Source organism: Collinsella aerofaciens (assembly GCF_032584215.1).
GTDB lineage: Bacteria > Actinomycetota > Coriobacteriia > Coriobacteriales > Coriobacteriaceae > Collinsella.
This window is the reverse complement of sequence record NZ_JAWHPN010000002.1, coordinates 68,305-92,280: the sequence shown is the minus strand read 5'-3', so window position 1 is coordinate 92,280 and position 23,976 is coordinate 68,305. Positions and strand designations below refer to the sequence as shown.

The following is a 23,976-nucleotide window of genomic DNA, read 5'->3' as shown; positions in this document are numbered from 1 at the left end:
CTACCCCTTCAATTCGGTCAGGTCGTGGGAGTCGAGCGACTTGGTGTCGTTCCAAATCCTCACGACGACGGCGGACATGATGATGACGGCGAAGATGGCGTCGGTGGCGATGCCGATCTCGATGATCTCGGGGGCCGTGGGCGCGAGCAGAGCGAGCGTCACGTGGCTACCGTTCTCCATAAGGCAGTACCCGAAGATCTGCTTGAGGATGTTGCGCTGGGAGATGATGCACGTGAGGCCGACGAAGAAGTGCGCGAAGCTGATGGCGAGGGCCGGAGTGGCCACCTCGGCGGTGGGCAGGCTCAGGCGCGTGACCACCGCGAAGCAGACGGCCACCTCCAGACCGGTGAGGATGATGGTCCAGGCCGGCTTGATGGAGGAGGTCAGCGTGCTATCGGCAGGCGAACCCATCTTCTTGTAGGCACGGTTGAGAATGAACGGAACGAGGATCACCTTGGTGACGAAGGCCGACGCGGCCCACATGAGAAGCTCGGTGGCACCGGTGGTGAGGCCCAGGGTGAGCAGCACGCCCACCAGGACAACCGACTGGATCGCGTACCACTTGATGGCGGACGGGATGGTCTTCGAGACGACCACCATGGTGGAGGTCACGATCAGAAGACCGCCCAGGATATTGACTAACGAATAACCCATGTCCTACCTCCTAACCCATCCAACTAGAGGACAGAGGACCGGCGACGACGACCATGATCATGAGGACGACGAACACGAACGCCATGGCGCGCGGAAGGGGCTGGCCGGCGGCCACGGTCTCGCTCGGCTCACCGGGCAGGACCTTACCCATCCAACGCAGGAACCATGCGAAGGTGGCGACGGTCTCGACGACCATGACGCACACGAGGACAAAGATGACCGTGTTGGTAGCACCAACCGCGAAGCCACCGGAAATGATCTGGAACTTGGAAAAGAACGTGCTCATGGGGGGCACGCCGGCGATAGCGGTCGCGGCGACCGCAAAGCCCACGCCCGTGACCGGGTACTTCTTCATGAGGCCCTGGATCTTGGGCAGCATACGGGTTCCCAGCGTGAAGCTGAGAGAGCCAGCGATGAGGAAGAACAGGGTCTTGGTGAACGCGTGGTTGAAGATGTGCTCGACGGCGCCGTTAAACGCCATCTGGCTTCCGAACACGGAGAGGCCCAGGCCAAAGAACACGTAGGCGAGCTGCGCGATCGTCGAGAAGGCGAGCAGGCGCTTCATATCCTTCTGGGGCAGGTACATGAGGAAGCCGAAGAGCATGGTCACGACGGCGTCGATGATGGCGACCCAACCGACGATCTCGGGGATATCGCCGGCGCTCGCAAGAGCGCGGGCGAACACGCACACGCCGACCTTAACCATGGACGCGCCATGAAGGTAGGCGGAAACGGGCGTGGGGGCCTCCATTGCGGAGGGCAGCCACATGTAGAGCGGGAACTGGGCGGACTTGGCCCAAGCAGCGAACAGGATGAGCAGCAGCACGACGGTCTTCATACCGGAATCGAGCTGGGAGATCGCGCTCAGCGCGAACGTGCCGGTTCCGGCGAACAGGAAGGCCGCGCCGATGTAGAGTCCCAGAGCGCCGATATGGGTGATGATGAGCGCCTTCATACCGGCCTTCTTGGCCGTGGGCGTCATGTAGTAGCTGATGAGGCCCCAGGAGCACACACCGGTGATCTCGAAGAAAACGAGCTGGCCGACGATGGTGGAGCTGTAGGCGAGACCGGCCATGGCGCCGATGAACGTGGAGAAGTACACGTAGAAGCGACGACGGGGCGCGTCGGGATGCTCCTTATTCTTATCGCTCATGTACGGGAACGAATAGATGACGACGAGCAGGCCGATAGCGACGAACGCGGGTGCGAGCAGCGTGCTCATCCGGTCGAATATGAAGCCCATGACCAAGGTCTGGCCCATACTCGCCCAGGTTACATCGACCGCGTTCATGCCGTTTCCGGCAAACGTCGCGGCCAAGCCAACGGAAGCGACCGTGGCGATGCCGCCGGCAAAGGCGCAGATCCATTTAGCGTAGGGACGCGGCAGCATGACGATGAGCAGGGAGCCCAGCATGGGGACGGCGATCGCCACCATGGCAAAGAGGGACAAGCTCGATTCGATTGACATAGTTTCTCCCTTCTCCCTACACGCCTACGACGACGAAGACGAACGCGAGGACCGCGATGCCGACGACGGCCCAGGTCTGGTTACCGAGCACCTTGAAGCGCGAACGGGAAACGGAGTTCTCGAGCACGCCGCAGACGACGAAATCGACCAGGCACTTGACGAGGAAGACGACGGCGCCCACGAGAGCGGTGACGCCGATGGTCGCGGGCTCTCCCCAGGGGATGAAGATGGAGGTGAACCAAGCGACGACCACGACCTGCTTCATGCCCATGGCGAGCTTCATCATGGCCAGGGACGGGCCGGAGAGCTCGGCGAGCGGGCCCTCCTGGAGCTCCTGCTCGGCTTCGGCCTGATCGAACGGAAGCTTGCCGAGCTCCATGTAACAGGCGGCCGCGAAGGCGACGCCGGCGAGGATAACGGCGACGACGCTCGAGACGTTGCCCGTAACGATGTGCTGACCCATGGTCGCAATGTCCGTGGAGCCGCACACGATGGCGACGGTGAACAGCGCGATGAGCATGGACGGCTCGATGAGCACGCTCATGAGGAGCTCGCGGATACCGCCGAAGCCCGCGTAGGCGTTGGAGGAATCCACGCCGGACAGCGCGAAGAAGAAGCGGGACAGCGCGAGCGCGTACATGATGGTGATGGCGTCACCAAAGACGGGCATGGGGCTCTGGAGCGTGAACATGGGCAGGCCCATGGCGAGCATAAACGACACCGCGAGGAACAGCGGCGGCATGATGCGCAGCACGAAGCTCGAGTCGGAACTCACGGACTCGGGACGCGCCATGAGCTTCGCGAGGTCCCGGTAATCCTGAAGGATGGACGGACCGCGGCGATTGTGCATCTTCGCGCGAATCACACGGGCGAGGCCGGAGAAGAAGGGCGCGACCAGCATGACCACGAGGCCCTGCGCCATCGCAAGAACGATGTTCATAATATCCTCTCCCCTCTCTAGACCATGACCACGGCGAGCACGAGGAAGACCACGAGCGCCGCGACGATGTAGCAGATGTATACGGAGTAGTTGCCGCCCTCGATCTTGGAGGCGAGGCCGGCCAGCTTGTCGGCACCCTCGCTCGGTGCATCGACCAGGAAACGGTCGGGCAGGGGCTCGACGCCCTGGGCGACACCGGTGAGCTTCTGGAACACGTGCGCGATGGACCAGCAGATCTTGGTGCATACCTCGCGCAGGGTGTATAGCGGGCCCATGAAGAGTTCGACGTCGGACGCGAAGCTCGTGGCGACGACGGGCATGTGCTCGTTGGGCTCGTAGCCGCACGCCCAAGGGTCGGTCTTCTTAGCGGGGGCCTTGGCGCCGAGGCAGGACCTCAACGCGAACGCGAGGCCGGTGAGGACCACGAGCGCGATGGCGATCGCGGGGGTGGAGGTGGCGGCACCGGAAATCTCGTTCACGAGAGACACGCCCGAGGTGGCTGTGATGGCAGAGCCGGCAAGCACGCTCTGGGCGACGTCGCCCAGAACCGGGGCGATGACCGGGGAGCCGATTCCCAGTACCACGCAGATGGCCGCGAGGAGCATCTGCGAGAACAACATCGGAGCCGGGGACTCCTTGGCGTTCGCGGCCTCCTGGGAACGAGGGCTGCTCGCGAACGAGACGCCGTAGGCCTTCACGAAGCACGTGACGGCCAGGGCACCGGTGATGGCGAGGGCGGCCGCGGAGGCGACGGCGAACACCATGACGACCGGGTCGGAGAGCGTCGAGATGTTGAACAGGGACTGGTAGGTGAACCACTCGGAAACGAAGCCGTTGAGCGGCGGGATGGCCGAGATGGCAAGGGCACCGATGAGGAAGCAGACGGCCGTGACCGGCATGCGGCGGAACAGACCGCCCATCTTCTCCATGTTGCGCGTACCCGTGGCATAGAGCAGGGAGCCCGCGCCGAGGAACAGCTCGCCCTTGAACATGGCGTGGTTGAGCGTGTGGTAGAGGGCGGCCATGAGCGCGATCGTCGAGATGACGTCGTTGCCCAGGGCGTGCGCCGTCATGGACGCGCCGACACCGAGCAAGATGATGCCGATGTTCTCGACGGAGTGATAGGCAAGCAGGCGCTTGATGTCGTGCTCGTGGAGGGCGTAGACGACACCCAGGACCGACAAGATGGATCCGAAGACCAGGACCATGAGGCCCCACCAGAGCTGGACGCCCGAACCCGCGAGCAGGTCGAGACCGACCTTGAGGATTCCCAGGATGCCGATCTTGATCATGCCGCCGGACATGAGGGCGGACACGTTGGACGGCGCCTCGGGGTGCGCCTGGGGCAGCCAGGAGTGCAGCGGAATGATACCGGCCTTCGCGCCAAATCCGAAGAACGCGAGGACGAAGCACGCGGAGGAGACGGCGGGTCCAAAGTCATGCGTACGGAAATCACTGAAGCTGAAGGAACCGCCCACGCCGTTGGTCATGAGCAGGAAGCTCGCCATGATGAGAACGAAGCCCACGTGCGCGATGACGAAGTAGAGCCAACCGCCCCTAATGGAGTTCTTGTTCTCCTCGATAACGACAAGGAAGTAGCTCGTAAGGGACATGAGCTCAAAGGCGACCAGGAACCAGAACACGTTGTCGGCGGTGATGACGAGCATCATCGAGGCGACGAAGGTGTTCATAAAGAAGCCGGCGCGCCCGACCTTGCCCGGGTACTCGTCGAAGTAGGACAGACCGTAGATGAAGCCCGCAAAGGCGAGAATCGAGATGAGGACCACGATCAGGCCCGCAAGGCCGTTGAGCAAGAGCTCGAGACGGGCGAACGGGAAGACAAACTCTTTGGCAAGACTCATATGGACTTTACTGACTGTCTGCTTGCCGCCCGTACCGCCATCTACAACGATGATGTCGTGAGCTTTGGCAAGCCCATCATCCAAGGCATGATCGATTACCGCAACAAGCGCCAAACCGCCGCCGATGCTCGCGACCGCGCCGCCGAAGCCCACAGCCGAAGCACCGACTCCACCATCGACAAGCTCCGCCACCAATCCCGCCACTAGCCCCATCCCACCCTAAGTTGCGGTGAAATGGTTCCTGTTTTCAAGCTTCCACGGGCCTTTTAGGAACTATTCCACCGCAACTTCCAGGTTGGCCATCCGAAACCGGCAGCCTTGGACCGCGAATCCTACTGTTCGCCACGAAATGGGCCTATCTACTACGTTTAACCGATCGCCCTCGACCATACCGAAATCCGAAATATCAAAACCGCTGGTAGACGGCTTGCCGATTTTACAAAAATGCTGCCATTGTCGACCCCTGCGGGCCAAACGTAGTAGATGGGCCGCTTTCGTGGCTCAGCACCAGACCAGTCATTTTGGAACAGGGCTTTTTGACCACATTTGCCAGCCGATCGCTAGAGTAAGTCAAAAAGCCCCATCCCAAATTAGCTACCCCGGCCTTCAATGGGTTCGCAAAAGCCAAACGACAGTCCATATTTCAACGCTACTTAGGTGGGGCGCGGGGCGGCATCGATTCCGTCACCCTGTGCACTTACGAAAATGGCTCTGGTCCCAAAAGGAACCAGAGCCATTCATCTATCTTGTGGAGCGGGCGACGGGAAGTCCAAGGGTTTGCTTCGCAAACCCTTGTTTCGCTGCGGGCCATTGGCCCTTGCGTGCTGCGCTGGAAAATGCTCACGCATTTTCACAGCTTCGCACCCTGCCGAGTTCGATTCCCGTCGCCCGGCACGCTAATGAAAACGGCTCTGGCACCAAATGGAGCCAAAGCCGTTAAAACTATCTTATGGAGCGGGCGACGGGAATCGAACCCGCGTCATCAGCTTGGAAGGCTGGGGTTCTACCATTGAACTACGCCCGCAAGATATGGTCGGGACGACAGGATTTGAACCTGCGACATCCTGCTCCCAAAGCAGGCGCGCTACCAAACTGCGCCACGTCCCGAAGGTGTTGAGCAGCTAAGGTCTAAACCTTGCGTGTCCCAAAGCGAAGGAAATTATAGGGGAGACTCCCCGCCTGTGCAAGCGCAGAAACCCTAGCTCCTCGAATGTGCGACAAACTGGCTATGGGCCAGGCCGATCACAAACGCCACCACGGCAACCGGCGCCCACGCGGCACCGATGTCCGCCAGCGGCAGCGCATCGAACGGCAGCCACGTGCCCGCAAAGAACGCGTCGCGAACCGAGGTGATCACGCTCTGCACCGCGACAACGCCGCCGACCCAGACCCACACCTGCGGATGCGCGTCACAAAAGCCGTGCACCAAGCCCATCAGTACCAGCACGATGGCAACGGGATACAAGGCGTTGAGCATAGGTACTGAGAACATAAGGATCACGTCGAGGCCCACGTTGGAGAGCACGCACGAAAACGCCGCGAACACAAAGGCGAGAATCGCAAAGGGACGGCGCATGGCCTCCTCGGAGGCCTCCGCTCCCCCTTCGACCACATAAGTCTCGCAGAAGTAACGCGAGCAGCAGCTGATGAGGCCGATGCACACGTTCATGCAGGCGAGGAAGAAAATCGCAAATACCACAACCGTGCCGGCAAGGCCAAAGTGCATGGAGGCCGAGCGAGCAAGGATTGCAGCGCCGTTAGTGGCGTCGGGCATCACGGTGCCGAGCTGCATACCGGCAAGGGCCAAGCCGCAATAGATGATGGCCATGAGCACGCCGGCGATCACACCCGAACGCGAGATCTCGAAGGCCACGCGCCTATCGTCGGTAACGCCCAACTCGTGGATGGTCTCGGCGATGATGATGCCGAAGGCGAGCGACGCGAGCAGGTCCATGGTCTGATAGCCAGTCAAAAAGCCCTGCACGGCGGCTCCTGCATCGTAGGGAGCCTGAGGCGCGGCAGCCGGTCCCAGCGGCGAGATCACGGCAGCACCCACGACCAGCACGATAAGCGCAATGAGCGCAGGGCCCGTAATGCGACCGAGCACGCGCGTGATGACGCCGGGGCGCAGCGTAAGCACAAACGCGACTACGAAGAACCCGATAGCAAACACCAGACGTGCCGTACCGAGCGAAACGCCCTCGGGCAGCAGCGGCACCAGCATTTCGAACGCCGTAGAGCTTGTGCGCGGAATGGCCAGGCACGGGCCGATGGCCAGATAGACCGCCGCAACGAAGAATTCGCCAAACTTGGGATGCACGCGCCCAGCCAGCTCGCGGGCCGTGCCGGCGAGCGCGACGGCGATAAATCCCATAACGGGCAAACCGATAGCGGCAATCAAAAAGCCGATCATGGCAAGCGGCGTAGCCGTGCCGGCCTGAAGTGCCAGCAACGGTGGAATGATGAGGTTACCGGCGCCAAAGAGCATCGAGAACAGCGCAATGCCGACGGTGACGACATGGTCGGAGCGCAGACCGCGCGGAGCGGATGAGGCCATAGGCACACCTTTCGGGTCGAAACAAAAACGGGACGGGCAAAAGACCCGTCCCGCAAGTATATACGCTCTAGCAGGCTAAATCGCGCAAAGCGTCGATCGCGGTGTCGACTTCCTCGTCCGTGTTGAAATACCCAAACGAGAAGCGAACCACGCCTTGGCGCTCGGTCCCGAGCGCGCGGTGCATGAGCGGAGCGCAATGGGCGCCGGGGCGCGTCGCAATCCCCCACCCTTGCATGAGCGCGTCCGAAATCTCGGCAGAGTCGATATCGCCCACGTTGAGCGACACGATCGCCGAGCGCGCGGGTTGGTCAAAGGCACCGTAGAGCTTAATCCCCGGAATCTTTCGAACACCGGCGAGGAAGCGCTCTGCAAGCGAGCGCTCATGCGCCGCAATCGCCTCGACCCCGCCTTGGGCCTCGATAAAGTCGAGGCCGGCAGAAAGTCCCGCGATGCCGTGGCCGTTGAGCGTGCCCGCCTCAAGGCGCGTGGGCCACTCCATGGGCTGCAACGTATCGAAGCTGTGCACGCCCGTGCCGCCCATGGCCCACGGCGCCACGTCAATGCCCTCCGCCACGGCCAGCCCGCCGGTCCCCTGCGGACCCATGAGCCCCTTGTGGCCAGTAAAGCACACAACATCGAGCCCCATGGCATTCATGTCAATCTTCGCCGTACCAGCAGACTGCGAGGCATCGATGATCACCAGCGCGCCGGCCGCATGGGCCATGGCAGCCACGCGTGCAACGTCGACCGCGTTGCCGGTCACATTGGAGGCGTGCGTCACCACCACGGCACGCGTACCGGGCGTGACCAGCCGCTCGAGCTCGTCGTAGTCGAGCACGCCGCTCGCATCGCAACCCGCATGCTCAACCGTCACACCCTGCTCCGTCGCCAAGCGGTTGAGCGGACGTAGCACCGAGTTGTGCTCAAGCACCGTCGTGACCACGCGATCGCCGGGGCGCACCACGCCATTGATGACGGTGTTGAGCGCCGCCGTGGAGTTGGGCGTAAAGCACACATGGTCCGCCCTCGGGCAACCCAAAAGGCGCGCGAGCTTGGCACGGCAGCCATGAATCGTACGAGCGGCATCGAGGGCACCCGACGTGGCGCCGCGCCCGGCATTGCCGAGCGAACACATCGCCTGCGTCACGGCATCGATGACCGTCTGCGGCTTGTGCATGGTCGTCGCCGCGTTATCTAGGTAGATCATCGCACGACCTCCCACATATCGATCACGGTATAGCCCTCGGTAGGAACGCCCGCCGCGGTAAGCTCGCTGCGCAGCAGCTCCTCATCGGCAGGCAACGCCTTCCACGCCAGACCGCAGCCGGCAGCGACCTCCCCGGGCACGGGAATTGTTCGCCCGGGAAGGCCGCGCTCGATGCATAAGGTCTCGCACCCCATGGCGGCCGCCGTGGTAGGAAACGTGATAACAAGCGCCGGGCGCTTCTCCCTCATGGCAACTCCAACCAATACGCTACGGGCGCACGACGCGCACGGCCTGCTCCATCTTCTCCACGATCACGTACATGTTGGTGACTTCGCCCACCGCAAGCTGGTCTTTAATGCCATAGTGATCGAGGCAGGTACCGCAGGTGAGAATCTCGACACCCTGCTCGGCCAAGCCCTTCAGGTCATCGAGCACCGGCGAGCCCTCGACGGTGAGCTTGGCGCCGCCGTTGTAGAACAGCATGGTCGCGGGCAGCTCCTCCTGCTGCGTCACGGCAAAGATGAAAGCCTTCATGAGCTTGTGGCCCAGCTCGTCGTCGCCGCGGCCCATGCAGTCGGTGTAGACGGAAATGACGAGCTTGCCCTTGCCGGCGCTGGCGTCGCAGAAGGCAGCGCCATCCTGCTCGGAATCGGCCACGGCAACGGCGCCAGAGGTCGCCACGGTCACGTGCCACTCGTCGTCAGAAACCTTCTCGACCGAGGCTGTGCAGCCCTTTTCCTGCGCCATCTTGGAGATGTTCTTGACGGCGGTCTCGTTATCGACCGAGGTCACGACGGTGCCCTCGCCATCGAGCTGCTTCAGGGCTTTGAGCGTCTTGACGACGGGCAGCGGGCAGGCATCGCCCATGGCATTGACTTCAATCTTGGTAGACATAGCAAATTCCTTTCGAAAGAGCCGTTCTAGAGAACGGCAAACAGTTACATAAACGTGCGGGCTAGCGAACAACGCGAACGGCAGGACCGCCCGGCTCCGCCTCGCACACGCGCCCGACAACGGCCGCGATGCGCCCCTCGGCATGCAGGCGACGCGCAAGCCCATCCACATCGGCAGCAGGCGCCGCGATGAGCAAACCGCCCGATGTCTGCGGATCGTACAGCGCATCCAACATGCCCGGCTCCAGGTCATCGTCAGCCGCCACGCGCGGGCCAAAGAAGTCCTGGTTGCGGTAGGAGCCCGCGGGGATAATGCCCAGACGCGCCATGTCGAGCACCTGGTCAAAGAGCGGCACCGACCCCGACGCAAGCTCAATCTGCACGCCCGAACCCTCGGCCATCTCGCACGCATGCCCGATCAGGCCAAAGCCCGTAATGTCGGTGCAGCCGTGAAGTTCGAGCCCCTCGGCCAAACGGATCGGGGCCTCGTTGAGGGCGCGCATCGAGTCAAACATGGCTGCGGCCTCGTCCTGCTCGATGAGCTCGCCCTTAATGGCCGTGGTGATGATGCCCGAGCCGATCGCCTTGGTCAGCAGCAGAACATCGCCTGCGCGTGCGCCGCTGTTGGCGAACATGCGGTCGAGCGCGACAAAACCGCTCACGGACAGCCCGTACTTGGGCTCGTCGTCGTTGATGGTGTGGCCGCCCGCGATGGAGCAACCCGCCTCGACGCACTTGTCGGCGCCGCCTGCCAGAATCTGACCGGCAACTTCAACGCCCAGACAACTGGGTATGCAGAGCAGGTTCATAGCATGGCTCGGCCGCCCGCCCATGGCGTAGATATCCGACAGCGAGTTGGCTGCGGCAATCTGGCCAAACAGAAACGGGTCGTCGACCATCGGCGGAAAGAAGTCGATGGACTGCACGAGGCCCAGGTTCTCCCCTACGCGGAAGACGCTCGCATCGTCAGAGGTATCGAACCCCACGAGCAAGTTGTCGTTATGCACATTGGGTAAATCGCCCAGGACCTGGGCGAGGGCTCCGGGGGCCAACTTAGCGGCTCAACCGCTCGCGGCCGTCATAGACGTGAGCTTAATCTGATCGTCAGCCATCGATACCTCCTCTCAAACACAAACAATGCATCCCAGTATACGCATGAACGCGCTTCCACGGCCGATACATCACCCTAGCGCCTGTGCGCGAATCGCCGCGCCGATCGCTCCGGCAAAGCGAGCCTGGGGCGAGGTGGTCACCGGCGACCCCAGTAGCTCGCCCAACCGTTCAACGACATAGGCGTTTTCGCACAGGCCGCCGGTCAGATAGTACGGGGCGCCCGCGGCCTGCCCGGCCATGGTCGCCACGCGCGAAACCACGCTGTCGATCACGCCACGCGCAATGTTCTCGCGCGGCTCACCGCGACCGATCAGGCTGATAACCTCGCTTTCGGCAAACACCGTGCACATGCTGCTAATCTTGGTGGGCTCGCCGGAACGCGCCAGGTCGGCCATCTGCTGCTGGGAAATGCCTAGGCGGTCGGCCATGATCTCCAGAAAGCGCCCCGTGCCGGCAGCGCACTTGTCGTTCATGGCAAATTTGACCACGCGGCCGCCTTTAAGCTGGATGACCTTGGTGTCCTGGCCGCCCACGTCAATCACCGTGCCGTGATCGCCAAACAGGCGCACGGCACCGGTGCCGTGGCAGGTGATCTCGGTCACGACCTTGTGCGCATAGGGCACGGCGACACGGCCGTAGCCGGTCGCGACCACACGCACATCGTCGCCCGTCACGTCATAGCCCGCCGCTGCCAGTGCCTCGCGCAGCCGCTCGGAAGCATCGACCGAGGAGAACCCGGTTGGCTGCACGCACGTCCACGCCACCGAACCCTCCCCATCGACCACAGCGGCCTTAGCCGCCGTAGACCCGATATCGATCCCGATCCCTATCATGGCTCTCTTCCAATCTAAACATCAAAGGTAGCGGCGCGTTCAGGCGCCTTAGCTCTAGGTTTCTCATGTGCCGGAGATTGCCCCGAAAGAGGAGCGCAGCGTACTTTGGGTACGCAAGCGACGGTTTGAGGAGCAAGATCCGGCGCCTGAGGAAGCTAGAGGGTTTCGATGAAGGCGGCGATGCGGGTCTCGATCTGGCCCATGTCGCCGTTGCTGTAGTCGGTCTCAATCTTCATGTACGGAATGCCCGCACCCTCGACGGCCTCCTGCATGCGCGCACTCTCAACGTTGAAGGTGTGGCACGCCTGGAGCACGCTCTCCACCACGCCATCGACGTGATACTTCTCGCACATGGCCAGCGTGTTTTCCATACGGCCGTCGTTGGGCGTCATGACCGAGCAGTTGATATCCAGGTAGCGGTCGGCAATGGCGCGCAGGATGTCGGGAGCCTCCGAATCGATCATCATGGCCGCCGTGCGCTCGCCCGAGCAGTCGTCCATGCACACGACCACGCCGCCGTTGGACTCGATGGTGCGGCCGATTTTGTTGATCACGCCGCCCACCGGGCAGCCGGTAATCAGAATGCGCTTGGCATCCGCCGCAACCGGGCGCTCGCCCGCGTCGTAGGCCTCGCGCAGCTTGGCGACCTTTTGCTCCAGCTGCTGCGTATAGGCCTCGATATCAAAGCTAAACGTACCGGCAAACATAGTGCTCATCAGGTCGACGCCGCTCATGGCCGCCGGCTGGTTGGCCTGCAGCGCAAACATCTCGAGCTGGGCAGCACGCAGGCGATTGCGACGACGGACGGCAGCGCGCAGGTCGTCATCGGTGATCGTAATACCGTAGAAGTTCTCGAGCTCCTCCTTGAGCAGACGGCACTCCTCGTACCAGCCCTCGCGCTCGTAGGCGCGATCGCGACCCTGTGGCAGGTGCAGAATGTGCGTGCGCTTGAGCTCGTTAAGTAACTCGTACATCTTCTTCTTGCCGTCGCAGGTGGTCTCGCCGATGATCATGTCGCTAAAGTACGTAAACGGGCACTTTTGTGAATAGGCAAAACCGTACGTCGACTTGATGAGCGGACACAGATTTGCCGGCAGCACCTTCTCGGCCTCGGGAATTACCTCGTCGGATGTGCCGCACAAGGCCACACTTGCAGCGCCCGCGGCATCGATAATCTCGAGTGGCGTATAGCTGCACAAAAAGCCGACCAGGCGATTGCCGGCCTGTTTGTAATCCTTAACGCGAATAAACGCGGCCTTGCGTTGCTCGTTGAACTCCTCAAACGTGCGCGGCAACGGCTGCTCAATATATTCCGACATATAACTCCTTAACAAACCTTTTAACCAACCAAGGAGACGGCTTTCCCAGGTGCCCGAGGTTGCCGTGAAAGAGGAGTCGCCGCGTACTTTGGTACGCAAGCGACGGTTTGAACGGCAAGATCGGATGCCTGGGGAAGCCGCCGGGACGGATATAGCCCTAAATGGTTTCCAAGAAAGCCTCAATCCTGGTTTGCAGTTGGCCTGCATCCTCGCCGGCGTAGTCGGTGGTGATATGCATAAACGGAATACCGGCCTCCTCGGCGGCCTTCTCCACGGCAAACGACTCCATCTCGTAGAGCGTGCAGAACTGCAGGGCCACGTCGACGATGCCGTCGGCATGCAGGTCCTTGGCCATCTGAACGATGTCCTTCATACGCTGGTCGTTGGGCGTAAAGACGGCGCAGTTGATCTTAAAGTAGCGCTCGGCGATGGCGTCGAGCATCTCGTCGACCGTCTCGCCGGATTCGTCGACCAGGTCCTTGTAGTAGCGTGAACCCGTGCAGGATTCCTCGCCTACCACGACGCCGCCGGCCTTCTCGATAAGGTTGAACAGTTTCCAGTTGGGGACGGCCATGGGCGTACCGGTGTACAGGATGCGCTTGGTGCCCTTGGGCGCCACACCCTCGCCGGCCTCGACACGCTGCTCGCACTCGGCGGCCATCTCGTTGATGGCTCCGGTCAGACGCGGCGTGTCGTCCATAAAGGCGGCCTGAACGGTCAGCAGGCTGTCGAGACCGCTGATGGGCGCCGGATCGGCAGCGCGCGTGGCAGCCAGACGCTGCAGGGCGCGACGCTTCTCGTTGACGGCGTGGATGGCAGCCTTCAGGCGCTCGGGCGTAATCTTGACGCCGCACTCTTCCTCGATCTTGGCGGCAAGCTTTTTAACCTCGGCCTTCCAGGTCACGAGTGTCGACTCGTCGTGCACGTTGGGGATATCCATGACGTACATGTTCTTTTGCGTGGCAAAGAACTCGTAGGCCTTCTTCTTGCCATCGCAGGTGTTCTCGCCCACCACCAGATCACTCGACTCAATGTAGGGGCAGACCTCGCCCAGCTTAAAGCCGGCAAAGCTCTTGATGAGCGGGCAGGTGTTGCGCGGCAGATGTTCCTCGACCTTGTCGGTCGCCCAGTCGGCACCCGAGCACAGGCCAACGGGGATGCCATCGCAGGCAAGCACGATCTCCTCGGGCACGTACACACAGAACGAACCGACGATCTTGGTGGCCTCGGCGGCCTCCTTCTTGTCGAGCATCTCCTTAATACGGCCGCTGTGGATGTTGGTGGCGACAAAATCCAGGTAGGACGTGGACTTGGGGCGATTGTTCTGCGTCAGGAACATATCGCCGTACATCTGGCCCACAGCGCCCAGCAGCATGTCGTGATCGGCAAGATTCATGCCGAGGCTCTCCCACATCGGATGGAAATCGAATTCTTCAGCCATGACGGTTCCCCTCTCGAACCAAATACGGATAACTACGGTATTGCTGCACGGTGGGCGGCGAAAACCCAGCCGTGCCTAAACCCGGAATTTTGGGGAACCTGCTTTGCAGCTGATTATTTAGTTGTGCGTCGTCTCTCCCGGAGCCGTGAACATACCTGCTCATATGCGGCTCCGAGCCATATACAGGGCGCGCGCCGCAACGCGACGCGAATATGTCTTCTGCGGCATCAGCGCGCCCTCCTTTTCTCGTCGAAGGTAACTATATCAACGGTTGTCGTCCAGACGAACACCGCCGACATGCGTACGACAGCGTCGGGATGTGAGCATCTCACTGTCTGATAATTAATTATCAGACTGATAAGGTTTAGTCATGTAGAAATCGGCGAACGGCGAAGTGAAAACAAAGCGGTCGAGGACTACCTCCTCGACCGCATCGCCCCCGCATTATCGGCAAACGAGATGAATCCTGCTTGCATCAAAATGCATGCGCAGAGTCTCACCCGCCTGCGGCAGCTCTTCCACGGGTACACTCACCTTATTCACCTTCCACTGCAGACGCGTGGGCGCATCAACACGCGGCACGTCCAGCAGCACCAGCCGCTCAAAGCGCGAATCGCTCACACGGGCCACGTGCAAATCGTAGCTGTTGCGACCGCGCTCCGCGCGATTGTCAACATGGAAGTAGCTCGCACGAATACCGAGGTACGTCACGTTATCGGGAACCTCATGGCCCACGTTAAAGGTCATGCCCCAGTCCAGGGCTTCAACTTCCTGAGGCCCAATCTTGCGCGCCCGGCTTGTGTTCTTGCAGCCCGTCAGACGCAGTGCCGCCAGCGTCTGCGGACGGCGGACCACGTCCTCGACGGAGCCGGTCTCCTCAACATGCCCGTCGTGCATCACGCAGATGCGCTGGCAGAGGCGGCATGCTTCGTCGATGTCGTGGCTCACGTAGAGCACGGTGCGGTTGCACACATCGAACAGGTCGAGCATGTTCTGCTCGAGTGCGCTCTTAAGATAGGAATCGAGCGCGCTCATGGGCTCGTCAAACATAAAAATGCCCGGATGCGCCGCCACCATGCGCGCAAGCGCCACACGTTGCTGCTGACCGCCCGAGAGTCGCGCGGGATAGCGGTCGGCAAAGTCGGCCAGGCCGAAAATGCCCAAATAGCACTCGGCAAGCTTTTTGCGCGCCGCGGCGTCGCCCGCGTCCTTTACGCCGGCACATACGTTATCGGCCACCGTCATGTTGGGAAACAGCTGATAGTTTTGGAAGAGCAGGGCGCATTTTCGCTCCTGGGGCGACAGGTTGATGCCCGCGGCCGAATCAAAAAAGGTCGCGCCGTTGACGACGATTTTGCCCTCGTCGGGCGTCTCCACACCAGCAATGCAACGCAGTGTGCAGCTCTTGCCACATCCGGAGGCACCGAGCAGCGCCACACGCTCCTCGCCGGCCTCAAGCTGCATGTCGAGCATAAACCCGGGGTAGTGCTTTTTGATATCCAGAACGAGCGACATGGCTTATCGACCTCCCTTTGCGGCCGTGTCATCGCGCATAAGCTCGGCCAGCGCCTCGCGATCGATACGCAAGGCATCGCCGCCGACTGGGTCGAGCGAATCGGTCTGGCCGCCCAGCCGCTTGGCCTGCTTGCGCTCCGCGCGGGACAGGCCGCGCTCGCGATACTTTTGCGAATACGCCGTGTACATATTGATGAATAGGATGACCAGGAAGCTGAACGCAATTACGACCACGACCCAAAAGAGGGCTACCGATGTGTTGCCGCCCATCCACTCAAAGTAGATGGCGATGGGAATGGTCTGCGTAATACCGGCGTAGTTGCCCGCAAAGAACAGCGTGCAGCCAAACTCGCCCATCGCGCGGGCAAAGGCGAGCACCGTGCCGGCGGCAATAGAAGGCCAGCCAAGCGGCATCATAAGCTTGGTAAAGATGCGACGCTCGGACCATCCCAGCGTGCGCGCCGCATCGAGCATCTGCGTGTCGAGGCTCTCGAAGGCTCCGAGTGCCGTACGATAGACGAGCGGGAACGACACCACCACGGCAGATATCACCGCCGCGGGCCACGTAAAGACGATTGAGATGCCGTGCGCGATAAGCCACTGTCCAACACTGGTCGAGCGACCAAACAGCATAAGCAACAAAAAGCCGCAGACCGTGGGCGGCAGCACCATAGGGATGGTAAAGACCGAGTCGAGCAGGCCCTTGATGCGGCTCGAGGTACCCATAGTCTTCCACGCGGCGAACAGGCCCAGCGCAAAGGAGATCAGCAGGGCAAGGCCGCTCGTTTTTATGGACACCCAAAACGGGCGATAGTCGATGTCGCACAAAAAGGAGGTCAGAGAGGTCCAGGGGCCCTGCTCATCCCGCAATACGACAGACGATGCTTCTACCATTTGAGCGCTATCAAGCCAACGCGCGCCGCCCTTGGCATCACCCGAGGCTGATGCAATCACCACATAGCGGTCCCCATCCGCACCGCGCTCGTCAAAGCCATAGGTATACCCGCCGGAATCAAACGTTGTTTCCGCCGTGACATACCAAGGAAGATCCACGTCCCCCAGCTGCGCACCTCCCATGCAGTTTGCGCTGTCGAGCTTACAGACGAGGGCCTTGAGACCCGATACGCACTCGTTGTCCTGCGGATCCAATCCATACTTCTCGACCGCCTTGGGCGATATCCACACCACAACGCGATCGGCAGCAGGCGCCACCACAAGGTCCACGTCCTCGTCAACGGGAAACCGGTAGCCCTCAGGCTGGCCCTCCATGGCACGAGCGGTCCCCTTGGCCAACCGCTCAAAACCCTCGATCCCATAGGAAAGCCCATGAGCGGTCGCAGCAGCCTGGGCCCCGTCCTCAGCGTCCCCAGCAAACGCAAATCCCGGCACCCAGCAAAGCGCGAAGGTCAAAGCACAGGCGACAAGCATGCGGAATCTATTAAGCACGAAAAGCTCCAAGCGAATACAAGGACGGAGTGAAACACAAAACGATGGAATTATCGCGCCAAGCCGCACTACGCGGAAAGCTCAAAGCCGTACTTGGCCCAAATCTTCTGAGCCTTCTTGTTGGTCAGGCAGAAGTCGATGAACGCCTTGGCCTCGTCGGCGTGCTCGGAGCTCTCGGCAACGGCACCCGGGTACACGATGGGCTTGTGCGAGTCCTCGGGGCACACGAAGGCCTCCTCGATGCCGTCGTAGCGGTAGATGTCAGAACTGTAGACAAAACCGGCCACGCAGTCGCCTGTGGACACATAGGCGGCGGCGGTGCCCACCTTATCGGCCAGTGCGACCTTGTCGGCAATCTCGGGAGCATACTCACCGTCGTCGCCCTCGGTGCCGGTGTAGAGGCCCACGGAGGCCAACGCCTGGTTGGCGTACTTTCCGGCAGGGACGGTCTTGGCGTCGCCGATGGCGATCTTGCCGTCCAGATTCGCGACGTCGGCGATGGCCTCGACCTTGGTGTCGGAGCCCTCGGCGCGAATGATCACAAGGTCGTTGACGAACATGTCCTCACGCGTGTCGGCGTCGACGAGCTCGGCGGCCTCGGCGTCGTCCATGGTGCCCTTGGAAGCCGTGATGAGCACGTCGACGGCGGCACCGGCGCGCATCTGCTCGACAAGGTCGCCAGACGCCTTAAACTGCGTGTCGGCAAACGTGGTGCCGGTCTGCTCGGTGTAGAACTCCTGAACCTCGGGCAGGGCCTTCTCGAGCGAGTTGGCGGCAAAGACCTGCAGCTCGACAGCTTTCTTCTTAGAGGAAGACTTGGCGGAGCCGGTATCGGAACCAGCGAGCTCGGACGTCTTGTTGCCCGAGCAGCCAGCAAGGCCAAGGCCGGCGGCAGCGGCAGCAGAAAGCGAGACAAAACCGCGGCGAGAAACCATATCGAACATATTCAACCCTTTCGGACCTTGTGCCCGGGTACCCCACCGCGGGCTTTAATCTGCAATCAGATTATACTTCTGCGAGAATAATGATAGTGAGAAATTATTCTCGTCAGAGAATATAGTTTCAAGTTACCGTGCACCTCGGCGTCGCTTCGGCGGAAAACAAAGGCGGAGCAGCCGTTCAGGTCGCCCCGCCGCAGGTAAACCACCTAGTTGGTATGTCCGCCGCCCGCTGTCATCTGAGCCGCATGCTCCAGCTGGTCCGCTATGGCCTCCCAGCTTTCGCGGGCGGCCTTCGTAGAACCGGGAAAGTTTGCGACAAGTGTATGACCTCGTTGCATGCAAATAGCACGCGAGAGCATTGCGCGGCGCGTCTTGGTCATCGAGTACGCGCGAATCGCCTCGGCAATACCCGGCACATCACGGTCGCAGACGGCACGCGTCGCCTCGGGCGTCACGTCGCGCATCGAAAGCCCCGTGCCGCCGCAGGTGAGCACGACATTGGCGTGGCACTCATCGGCGGCTTCCGCAATGGCATCACCAATCTCGCTGACGTCGTCGCGCACGACCACATGCGAGGCGACCGCCCAGCCCTGTGCCTCGATAAGTTCCTCGAGTGCGGCTCCGGCCTCATCCTGCAAAAGATCGCGTGTGTCCGAGCACGTCACGATCGATATCTTCAGCTCCATAGCATTCCCCCTACAACACGGCGCCCTCGGGCAGGTCGACGCGAACAACGTCCACGGCATCTCCCACCTTGAGCTCGCACGGTCCTTCGTCAATACGCAACAGGCAGTTCGCACGCTGCATAGTTCCAAGCAGCGCCGAATTCTGCGTCTTGGCCTCGGTCACCAACAGCTCACCGGTCTCGGGGTCGCGCGAAACCGTGGCGCGATCGAAGAAGCGTCGGTCCTGGCGCTTTTTCACACCGTGGGTAAGAACCGCTCGCTGCACGGGGCGCGCCCCCTCGGCAAAACCACGCATCTTGCGCATCGCCGGGCGCGCGAGCATCTCAAAGCCCACATACGCCGCGGCCGGATTGCCTGAAAGCCCCAGGTAGGGCTTACCCCCGAGCAAGCCAAACGTGATGGCCTTGCCCGGACGCATCGAAATGCGGTCAAACAGCACCTCGCCCTCGCGCCGGACGAGCGCCGTCACGTAGTCGTAATCGCCCGCCGAGGCGCCACCGCTCGTAATGACAAAATCGCACTCCTGCACGGCGCGATGCACCAGTTCGGCAATCGCCTGCTCATCGTCGGGCGCAATGCCGTAGAACACGGGCTCGGCTCCTGCATCGAGCGCCTCGGCCATCAACGCCGAGGAGTTGGAGTCGCGAATCTGCCCGCGCGCCGGCACGTTACTCGGTGCGACCAGTTCCGTGCCCAGCGAGATGATGCCCACACGCGGGGCAGCGTGCACCTTCACGTTCGCGTATCCGGCGCTTGCCAGCAGACCCGCGCCCGCCGGAGCCACGACCTCGCCGGCGCGCATCACAGCATCGCCGGCATGGGCCTCCTCGGCGGCAGAGCGAACGTTCTCCCCTACCTTGGCCGGCGCCGAGAAGCGAACGTGCGAGCCCTCGTTGCCATCGCCGTCGAGCACATCGACGATCTCGTATTTCACCACGGCGTCGGCACCTTCGGGCACCGGCGCGCCTGTCATAATGCGGACCGCCTCGCCCGCGCCGATAGCGCCCTCAAACACATGGCCCGCGGCCTCGTGTCCGATAACGTCGAGCGTCACCGGCGCCTCGCCAGATGCCTGCGCCAAGTCCGCCGAGCGCACGGCATATCCGTCCATAGCGCTGTTGGCAAACGGCGAGATGTCGATATCGGCCACCGCGTCCTCGGCCAAGGGAAGACCGGCGGCCTGCCACACGGGAATCTCGACGAGATTGGTCGGAGCAACGTGCGACAGGACAATCGACTGTGCGTCATCCAGCGGAATGAGTTTCTCTGCCATATGCACCTCTTAATGTCACGGCGCACAACAGGGGCGCCGATTCTTTATGCTTTTCTCAGTATAATCCCCCGACGCACGACCGCGACTCAGCCTGTACCAGTAAATACACCTGTCGGCCGCAAGCCGCGAAACAGAATGGAAACCAACCCACCGGCTCGTCGCGTTTGCCGCGTTTTATAATGCTTGCGTTGCAACCTAAAAGAGGAACGTATGGCTCATAACGACAAACCCGAAAGCGCAAACGAAACGCAGGATCATTCCCAGCCGCTCGACGATGGCGGCTTTTTCTCCCTGAACGACGTCATCACGGCAGGCAGGCATCAACTTACCCGCTCCGAGCAGCTCTTGGCTGCCGACACGCGCCGCAACGCCCGCAACCTACTCGCGAGCGCCAAGTTGCTCGCGCTCGTCGTCATTGTCTCGCTCGCCATGGGCGTTACCGCTTGGGCGTTTTTGGCCTCGCTGAATATCGCCACCGACTATCGCGAGCACCATGCGTGGATTTACGCACTGCTTCCCGTTGTGGGCGTTGCCACCGCATGGGTGTACAAAAACCACGGTCTTGCCGCCAAACGCGGTAACAACCTGGTCATCGACTCCGCTCTGGGCACACGCCTCATCCATATGCGCATGGCCGTCCTCACCTTCGTCTGCTCCACGCTCACGCACCTAACGGGTGGATCGGCCGGTCGCGAGGGAGCCGCGGTTCAGATTGGCGGCACCATCGCCAGCAACATCTCGAGCCTCGCCCACCTTAAAAAGCATGACCACCACGACCTCATGCTCGCCGGCATCTCGTCGGCCTTTGGCGCCGTATTCGGTTCGCCCCTTGCCGGAGCTTTCTTTGGCATGGAGATGTGCTTTATCGGCAAGATCGACTACACCGCGGGCATCTACTGCCTGGTCGCCTCGTTTACCGGCTACTTTACATCACTCGCCCTGGGTACCGAGTACGAGGCGAATGTTATCGCCAGCGTTCCCAACATGACGCCACGGACGGTTGTCATCGTTGTTATCAGCGCCATTATCTTCGGTCTGACGGCACGCCTCTTTGCCTGGTCAGTTCGAACCGTCAAGAGCCTGTACGGTCGCTTTATCACCAATTACCTCGTTCGCGCACTCATAGGCGCACTCGTGGTTTTGGCCGCCTATGCCCTTCTCGACGCCTGGGACTACGCCGGCCTTTCCACGTGGCTTTCCGGCGCCGGATTTGCCGGCAACACCACCCTGGCGGACGCAGCCATCAAGTTGGTCGTCACAGCGCTTACCCTGGGTGCGGGCTTCCAAGGCGGCGAGGTCACGCCCCTGTTTGGCATCGGTGCGGCGCTCGGCGGCTGGATCGGTTGCCTCGTCGGAATCGACCCCAGTTTTCTGGCGGCTCTCGGCATGCTCGGCGTGTTCTGTGCCGGCCTCAACGTGCCCATCACCACCTGCATGATGGCCATCGACCTGTTCCACGGCACGGCAGCCGGGTTCTTTGTCATCGTGGCCTTTATCAGCTACCTAACTGCCGGACACCGCGGCGTGTACCCCGCCCAGCGCATCATCTCGCCCAAGCGCCGTTCGCTTATTGTGGATGAGGGCGGTACGGTAGCGGATGCTATCGAGCGCCACAACGACCTGATAGAGTAGACGTAAGTATTCGACGTGCAGCCACAATCGGGGGCAATTCGACCTGAGCGCGACCGCACCGTCACGTCATACGCCGGGAGTCGCCCCATGCACGCAACTGATTTTGGCCGCACGCTCATCATCGCCAACCCAGCCGCCCAGTCGGGTGCGGCGCACGAAGTTGCCGAGCGCCTGCAACGCTTTTTGGACATGACTGCACGCGCATCCCAGTTTGACCTGGTGCTAACCGAGCGCATGGGACACGCCAAGGAGCTGGCCGCACAGGCCCAGGGCTATCGCACCGTTATCGCCCTTGGCGGCGACGGCGTGATCCACGAGGTCGTCAATGGGCTTATGACGCAAAAGGAGGACGCCCGCCCTGCTCTTGCCGTCCTGCCCGTTGGCTCCGGCAACGATTTTGCCCAAACGCTCGGCATCGACGATTTCTCCGGCAAGGATTTTGGCGCACTGCTCACCTGTGAGCTGCAGCGTCAGGACATCGGGCGCATTCGCTCATGGAACCCCGCAAGCGGCAGCGGCGAGGCTACCGTTGAGTACTACGACCAGACGCTTTCGGTCGGCATCGATGCCGCCATCGGCCTGGGCACCACCGAGCTACGCAAAAAGACCGGCTTGACGGGCGCTCCGCTCTACACTCTCTCGGGACTTGAGCAGTTTGGCCTTCGCTATCGCAACTACCCCATGACCATCAGCTTTGACGGCGCGCCCGCCGAGCGCGTAAGGGCGATCATCATGGCGATTCAGCTGGGCCCCACGTATGGCTCGGGCTATCGCATCTGCCCCGATGCCGACCCCTGCGACGGCATGCTCGACGTCTGCTACGCCTGCGGCCCCGTCCCTCGCGCGGTAGCCCTACCTATGTTCCTTTCGGCCAAGGACGGCCATCATACCAAGCTGCCGCCGGTTCGCATGCGTCGTTGCCGTCATGCCGAGCTCACGTTCGAGGAGCCCGACTACCCCATCCAAGCCGACGGCGAGCCCGTTGTCGCCTCGCGCATCGAGGTGGACATCCTTCCCGCCGCCCTCCACGTCTGGCACCCCACCCGCTAACCCCACCTAAGTTGCGGTGAAATAGGGACTGTTTATGCAGCTAAAGCCGCAAAACAGTCCCTATTTCACCGCAACTTATGAGAAGGCTATTCTTCGCTGCCCGGCTTGCGTCGGTTGGCTTTTTTAATCGCGTTGAAGTGCTTGTCGTAGAGCCTGCGCTGACGCGAGCGCTGGGGCACCTTGGTCTTTACGCGTCGGCGCGGCGGACGGCCACGACGCTCAAGCTCTGCCCTCAGCTTACGCAGACAGCTTGCACGGTTCTGGAACTGGCTGCGGCTCTCACGCGCCGTCACGACAATCCCCGAAGGGATATGTTTCATGCGCACCGCCGAGTCCGTCGTGTTGACGCCTTGTCCGCCCGGACCCGTCGCGCGAAACACCTGCACCTCGCAATCGCGCGCCAACTCCTCGGCCGACATCTCGGCATAGCGCGCATACTCGCGCCATCCCATCTTGTTCTCGTCCATATCAACACTTCCCCTCATACAAAAAATGTGACAAAGGGAAAGTCCCTTTGTCACATCGCATACCAATCGCTTGTGTTGCGCGCTTAGGCGAAAGTGATCTCGCCGGTCTCGCAGTCCATATCGGCGATACGGGCCAGGCTCTCAACGCGGAAGCCGCGCTCGCGGAGCTTATCGCCACCGCCCTGGAAGCCCTTCTCCACCGCAATGCCAATACCGGACACCTCGGCACCCGCAGCCTCGCAGATCTTGATAAGACCCTCGAGCGCGCAGCCGTTGGCCAGGAAGTCGTCGATGATCAGGACCTTGTCGCCCTCAGACAGGAAACGCTTGCCAACGATAACCGGGTACTCCTTCTGCTTGGTAAAGGAATAGATGGTCGTGGCATACTGCTCGCCGTCGAGGTTGATGGACTGCGCCTTCTTAGCAAAGACCACTGGCACGCCGCCAAAATGCTGGGCTGCAATGCAAGCCATGCCAATGCCCGAAGCTTCGATCGTCAGGATCTTGTTGATCTCGACACCCTCGAAAAGACGGGCCCACTCGGCACCCATGTGGTCGAACAGCTCAACGTCGCACTGGTGGTTGAGGAAGGCATCAACCTTAAGGACGTTACCGGCCTTTACGATGCCGTCATGGCGAATACGATCCTCAAGCTCCTGCATGGCGCAACCCCTTCTCG

General features: G+C 61.6%; 21 protein-coding genes, 2 tRNA genes and 1 pseudogene. 3 read left to right on the top strand and 21 right to left on the bottom strand.

Features of this window, described 5'->3' with window-relative positions:
• The 4 genes from hyfE to RX395_RS00990 are packed head-to-tail and all read right to left on the bottom strand — an operon-like array spanning position 1 to position 4,924.
• On the bottom strand, positions 1 to 654 hold the full coding sequence (gene hyfE / locus RX395_RS01005) for a hydrogenase 4 membrane subunit (protein WP_099431574.1): 654 nt from the start codon (positions 652 to 654) through the stop codon (positions 1 to 3).
• Between the two features lie 10 nt (positions 655 to 664).
• On the bottom strand, positions 665 to 2,122 hold the full coding sequence (locus RX395_RS01000; RefSeq protein WP_006234112.1) for a hydrogenase 4 subunit D: 1,458 nt from the start codon (positions 2,120 to 2,122) through the stop codon (positions 665 to 667).
• 16 nt (positions 2,123 to 2,138) lie between these two features.
• Positions 2,139 to 3,062 carry a respiratory chain complex I subunit 1 family protein gene (locus RX395_RS00995; protein ID WP_006234113.1) on the bottom strand — a complete coding sequence of 308 codons (924 nt, stop codon included), beginning with the start codon at positions 3,060 to 3,062 and terminating at the stop codon, positions 2,139 to 2,141.
• Between the two features lie 17 nt (positions 3,063 to 3,079).
• Positions 3,080 to 4,924 (bottom strand): proton-conducting transporter transmembrane domain-containing protein, encoded by a 1,845-nt coding sequence (locus RX395_RS00990; RefSeq protein WP_316364812.1) that lies wholly within the window; start codon positions 4,922 to 4,924, stop codon positions 3,080 to 3,082.
• On the opposite strand from RX395_RS00990, the gene RX395_RS00985 reads away from it, so the two are divergent.
• On the top strand, positions 4,925 to 5,131 hold the full coding sequence (locus RX395_RS00985; RefSeq protein WP_316364811.1) for a hypothetical protein: 207 nt from the start codon (positions 4,925 to 4,927) through the stop codon (positions 5,129 to 5,131).
• A gap of 743 nt (positions 5,132 to 5,874) precedes the next feature.
• Here the strand turns inward: RX395_RS00985 and RX395_RS00980 are convergent.
• From RX395_RS00980 to RX395_RS00910, 15 genes are all read right to left on the bottom strand, one after another.
• Positions 5,875 to 5,948, bottom strand: a tRNA-Gly gene (locus RX395_RS00980).
• 6 nt (positions 5,949 to 5,954) lie between these two features.
• A tRNA-Pro gene (locus tag RX395_RS00975) sits at positions 5,955 to 6,031 on the bottom strand.
• A gap of 91 nt (positions 6,032 to 6,122) precedes the next feature.
• Positions 6,123 to 7,481 (bottom strand): branched-chain amino acid transport system II carrier protein, encoded by a 1,359-nt coding sequence (gene brnQ, locus RX395_RS00970; protein WP_316364810.1) that lies wholly within the window; start codon positions 7,479 to 7,481, stop codon positions 6,123 to 6,125.
• 67 nt (positions 7,482 to 7,548) lie between these two features.
• On the bottom strand, positions 7,549 to 8,688 hold the full coding sequence (locus RX395_RS00965; protein ID WP_316364808.1) for an aminotransferase class V-fold PLP-dependent enzyme: 1,140 nt from the start codon (positions 8,686 to 8,688) through the stop codon (positions 7,549 to 7,551).
• Positions 8,685 to 8,936 carry a DUF3343 domain-containing protein gene (locus RX395_RS00960; protein WP_117746402.1) on the bottom strand — a complete coding sequence of 84 codons (252 nt, stop codon included), beginning with the start codon at positions 8,934 to 8,936 and terminating at the stop codon, positions 8,685 to 8,687. The genes RX395_RS00965 and RX395_RS00960 overlap by 4 nt, the downstream gene beginning before the upstream one ends.
• A 19-nt stretch (positions 8,937 to 8,955) precedes the next feature.
• Positions 8,956 to 9,582: a sulfurtransferase-like selenium metabolism protein YedF gene (gene yedF, locus RX395_RS00955; protein WP_316364806.1), complete on the bottom strand. Its 627-nt coding sequence runs from the start codon at positions 9,580 to 9,582 to the stop codon at positions 8,956 to 8,958.
• A gap of 61 nt (positions 9,583 to 9,643) precedes the next feature.
• Positions 9,644 to 10,693 (bottom strand): selenide, water dikinase SelD, encoded by a 1,050-nt coding sequence (selD, locus tag RX395_RS00950; RefSeq protein ID WP_316364805.1) that lies wholly within the window; start codon positions 10,691 to 10,693, stop codon positions 9,644 to 9,646.
• Between the two features lie 69 nt (positions 10,694 to 10,762).
• Positions 10,763 to 11,527, bottom strand: a complete 765-nt coding sequence (locus tag RX395_RS00945) for an acyl-CoA dehydratase activase (RefSeq protein WP_316364803.1) — start codon at positions 11,525 to 11,527, stop codon at positions 10,763 to 10,765.
• Between the two features lie 155 nt (positions 11,528 to 11,682).
• A complete protein-coding gene (locus RX395_RS00940; RefSeq protein WP_316364802.1) occupies positions 11,683 to 12,846 on the bottom strand; it encodes a double-cubane-cluster-containing anaerobic reductase in 1,164 nt (387 codons plus the stop codon).
• 157 nt (positions 12,847 to 13,003) lie between these two features.
• The gene (locus RX395_RS00935) at positions 13,004 to 14,287 is read right to left on the bottom strand and encodes a double-cubane-cluster-containing anaerobic reductase (protein WP_316364800.1); all 1,284 of its coding nucleotides are present in this window, start codon (positions 14,285 to 14,287) and stop codon (positions 13,004 to 13,006) included.
• 444 nt (positions 14,288 to 14,731) lie between these two features.
• Positions 14,732 to 15,802, bottom strand: a complete 1,071-nt coding sequence (locus RX395_RS00930; RefSeq protein WP_316364798.1) for a sulfate/molybdate ABC transporter ATP-binding protein — start codon at positions 15,800 to 15,802, stop codon at positions 14,732 to 14,734.
• A 3-nt stretch (positions 15,803 to 15,805) separates the two neighbouring features.
• Positions 15,806 to 17,248, bottom strand: a complete 1,443-nt coding sequence (gene modB, locus RX395_RS00925) for a molybdate ABC transporter permease subunit (RefSeq protein ID WP_316364797.1) — start codon at positions 17,246 to 17,248, stop codon at positions 15,806 to 15,808.
• A 68-nt stretch (positions 17,249 to 17,316) separates the two neighbouring features.
• Positions 17,317 to 18,192: a molybdate ABC transporter substrate-binding protein gene (gene modA / locus RX395_RS00920; protein WP_316364795.1), complete on the bottom strand. Its 876-nt coding sequence runs from the start codon at positions 18,190 to 18,192 to the stop codon at positions 17,317 to 17,319.
• A 203-nt stretch (positions 18,193 to 18,395) separates the two neighbouring features.
• Positions 18,396 to 18,875, bottom strand: coding sequence for a MogA/MoaB family molybdenum cofactor biosynthesis protein (locus RX395_RS00915; protein WP_316364794.1), 480 nt, complete (start codon positions 18,873 to 18,875; stop codon positions 18,396 to 18,398).
• 10 nt (positions 18,876 to 18,885) lie between these two features.
• A complete protein-coding gene (locus RX395_RS00910) occupies positions 18,886 to 20,148 on the bottom strand; it encodes a molybdopterin molybdotransferase MoeA (protein WP_316364792.1) in 1,263 nt (420 codons plus the stop codon).
• A 210-nt stretch (positions 20,149 to 20,358) separates the two neighbouring features.
• On the opposite strand from RX395_RS00910, the gene RX395_RS00905 reads away from it, so the two are divergent.
• Together RX395_RS00905 and RX395_RS00900 are read left to right on the top strand one after the other, a co-directional pair.
• Positions 20,359 to 21,780 carry a chloride channel protein gene (locus RX395_RS00905; RefSeq protein ID WP_316364791.1) on the top strand — a complete coding sequence of 474 codons (1,422 nt, stop codon included), beginning with the start codon at positions 20,359 to 20,361 and terminating at the stop codon, positions 21,778 to 21,780.
• Between the two features lie 87 nt (positions 21,781 to 21,867).
• Positions 21,868 to 22,830 carry a diacylglycerol/lipid kinase family protein gene (locus RX395_RS00900; protein ID WP_316364789.1) on the top strand — a complete coding sequence of 321 codons (963 nt, stop codon included), beginning with the start codon at positions 21,868 to 21,870 and terminating at the stop codon, positions 22,828 to 22,830.
• An 86-nt stretch (positions 22,831 to 22,916) separates the two neighbouring features.
• Here the strand turns inward: RX395_RS00900 and RX395_RS00895 are convergent.
• Positions 22,917 to 23,228: pseudogene (locus RX395_RS00895) on the bottom strand (peptide chain release factor family protein); the annotation flags it as partial.
• 152 nt (positions 23,229 to 23,380) lie between these two features.
• Complete coding sequence (locus RX395_RS00890; protein ID WP_022095227.1) at positions 23,381 to 23,959, bottom strand: xanthine phosphoribosyltransferase; 579 nt, start codon at positions 23,957 to 23,959, stop codon at positions 23,381 to 23,383.
• Between the last annotated feature and the right edge of the window lie 17 nt (positions 23,960 to 23,976).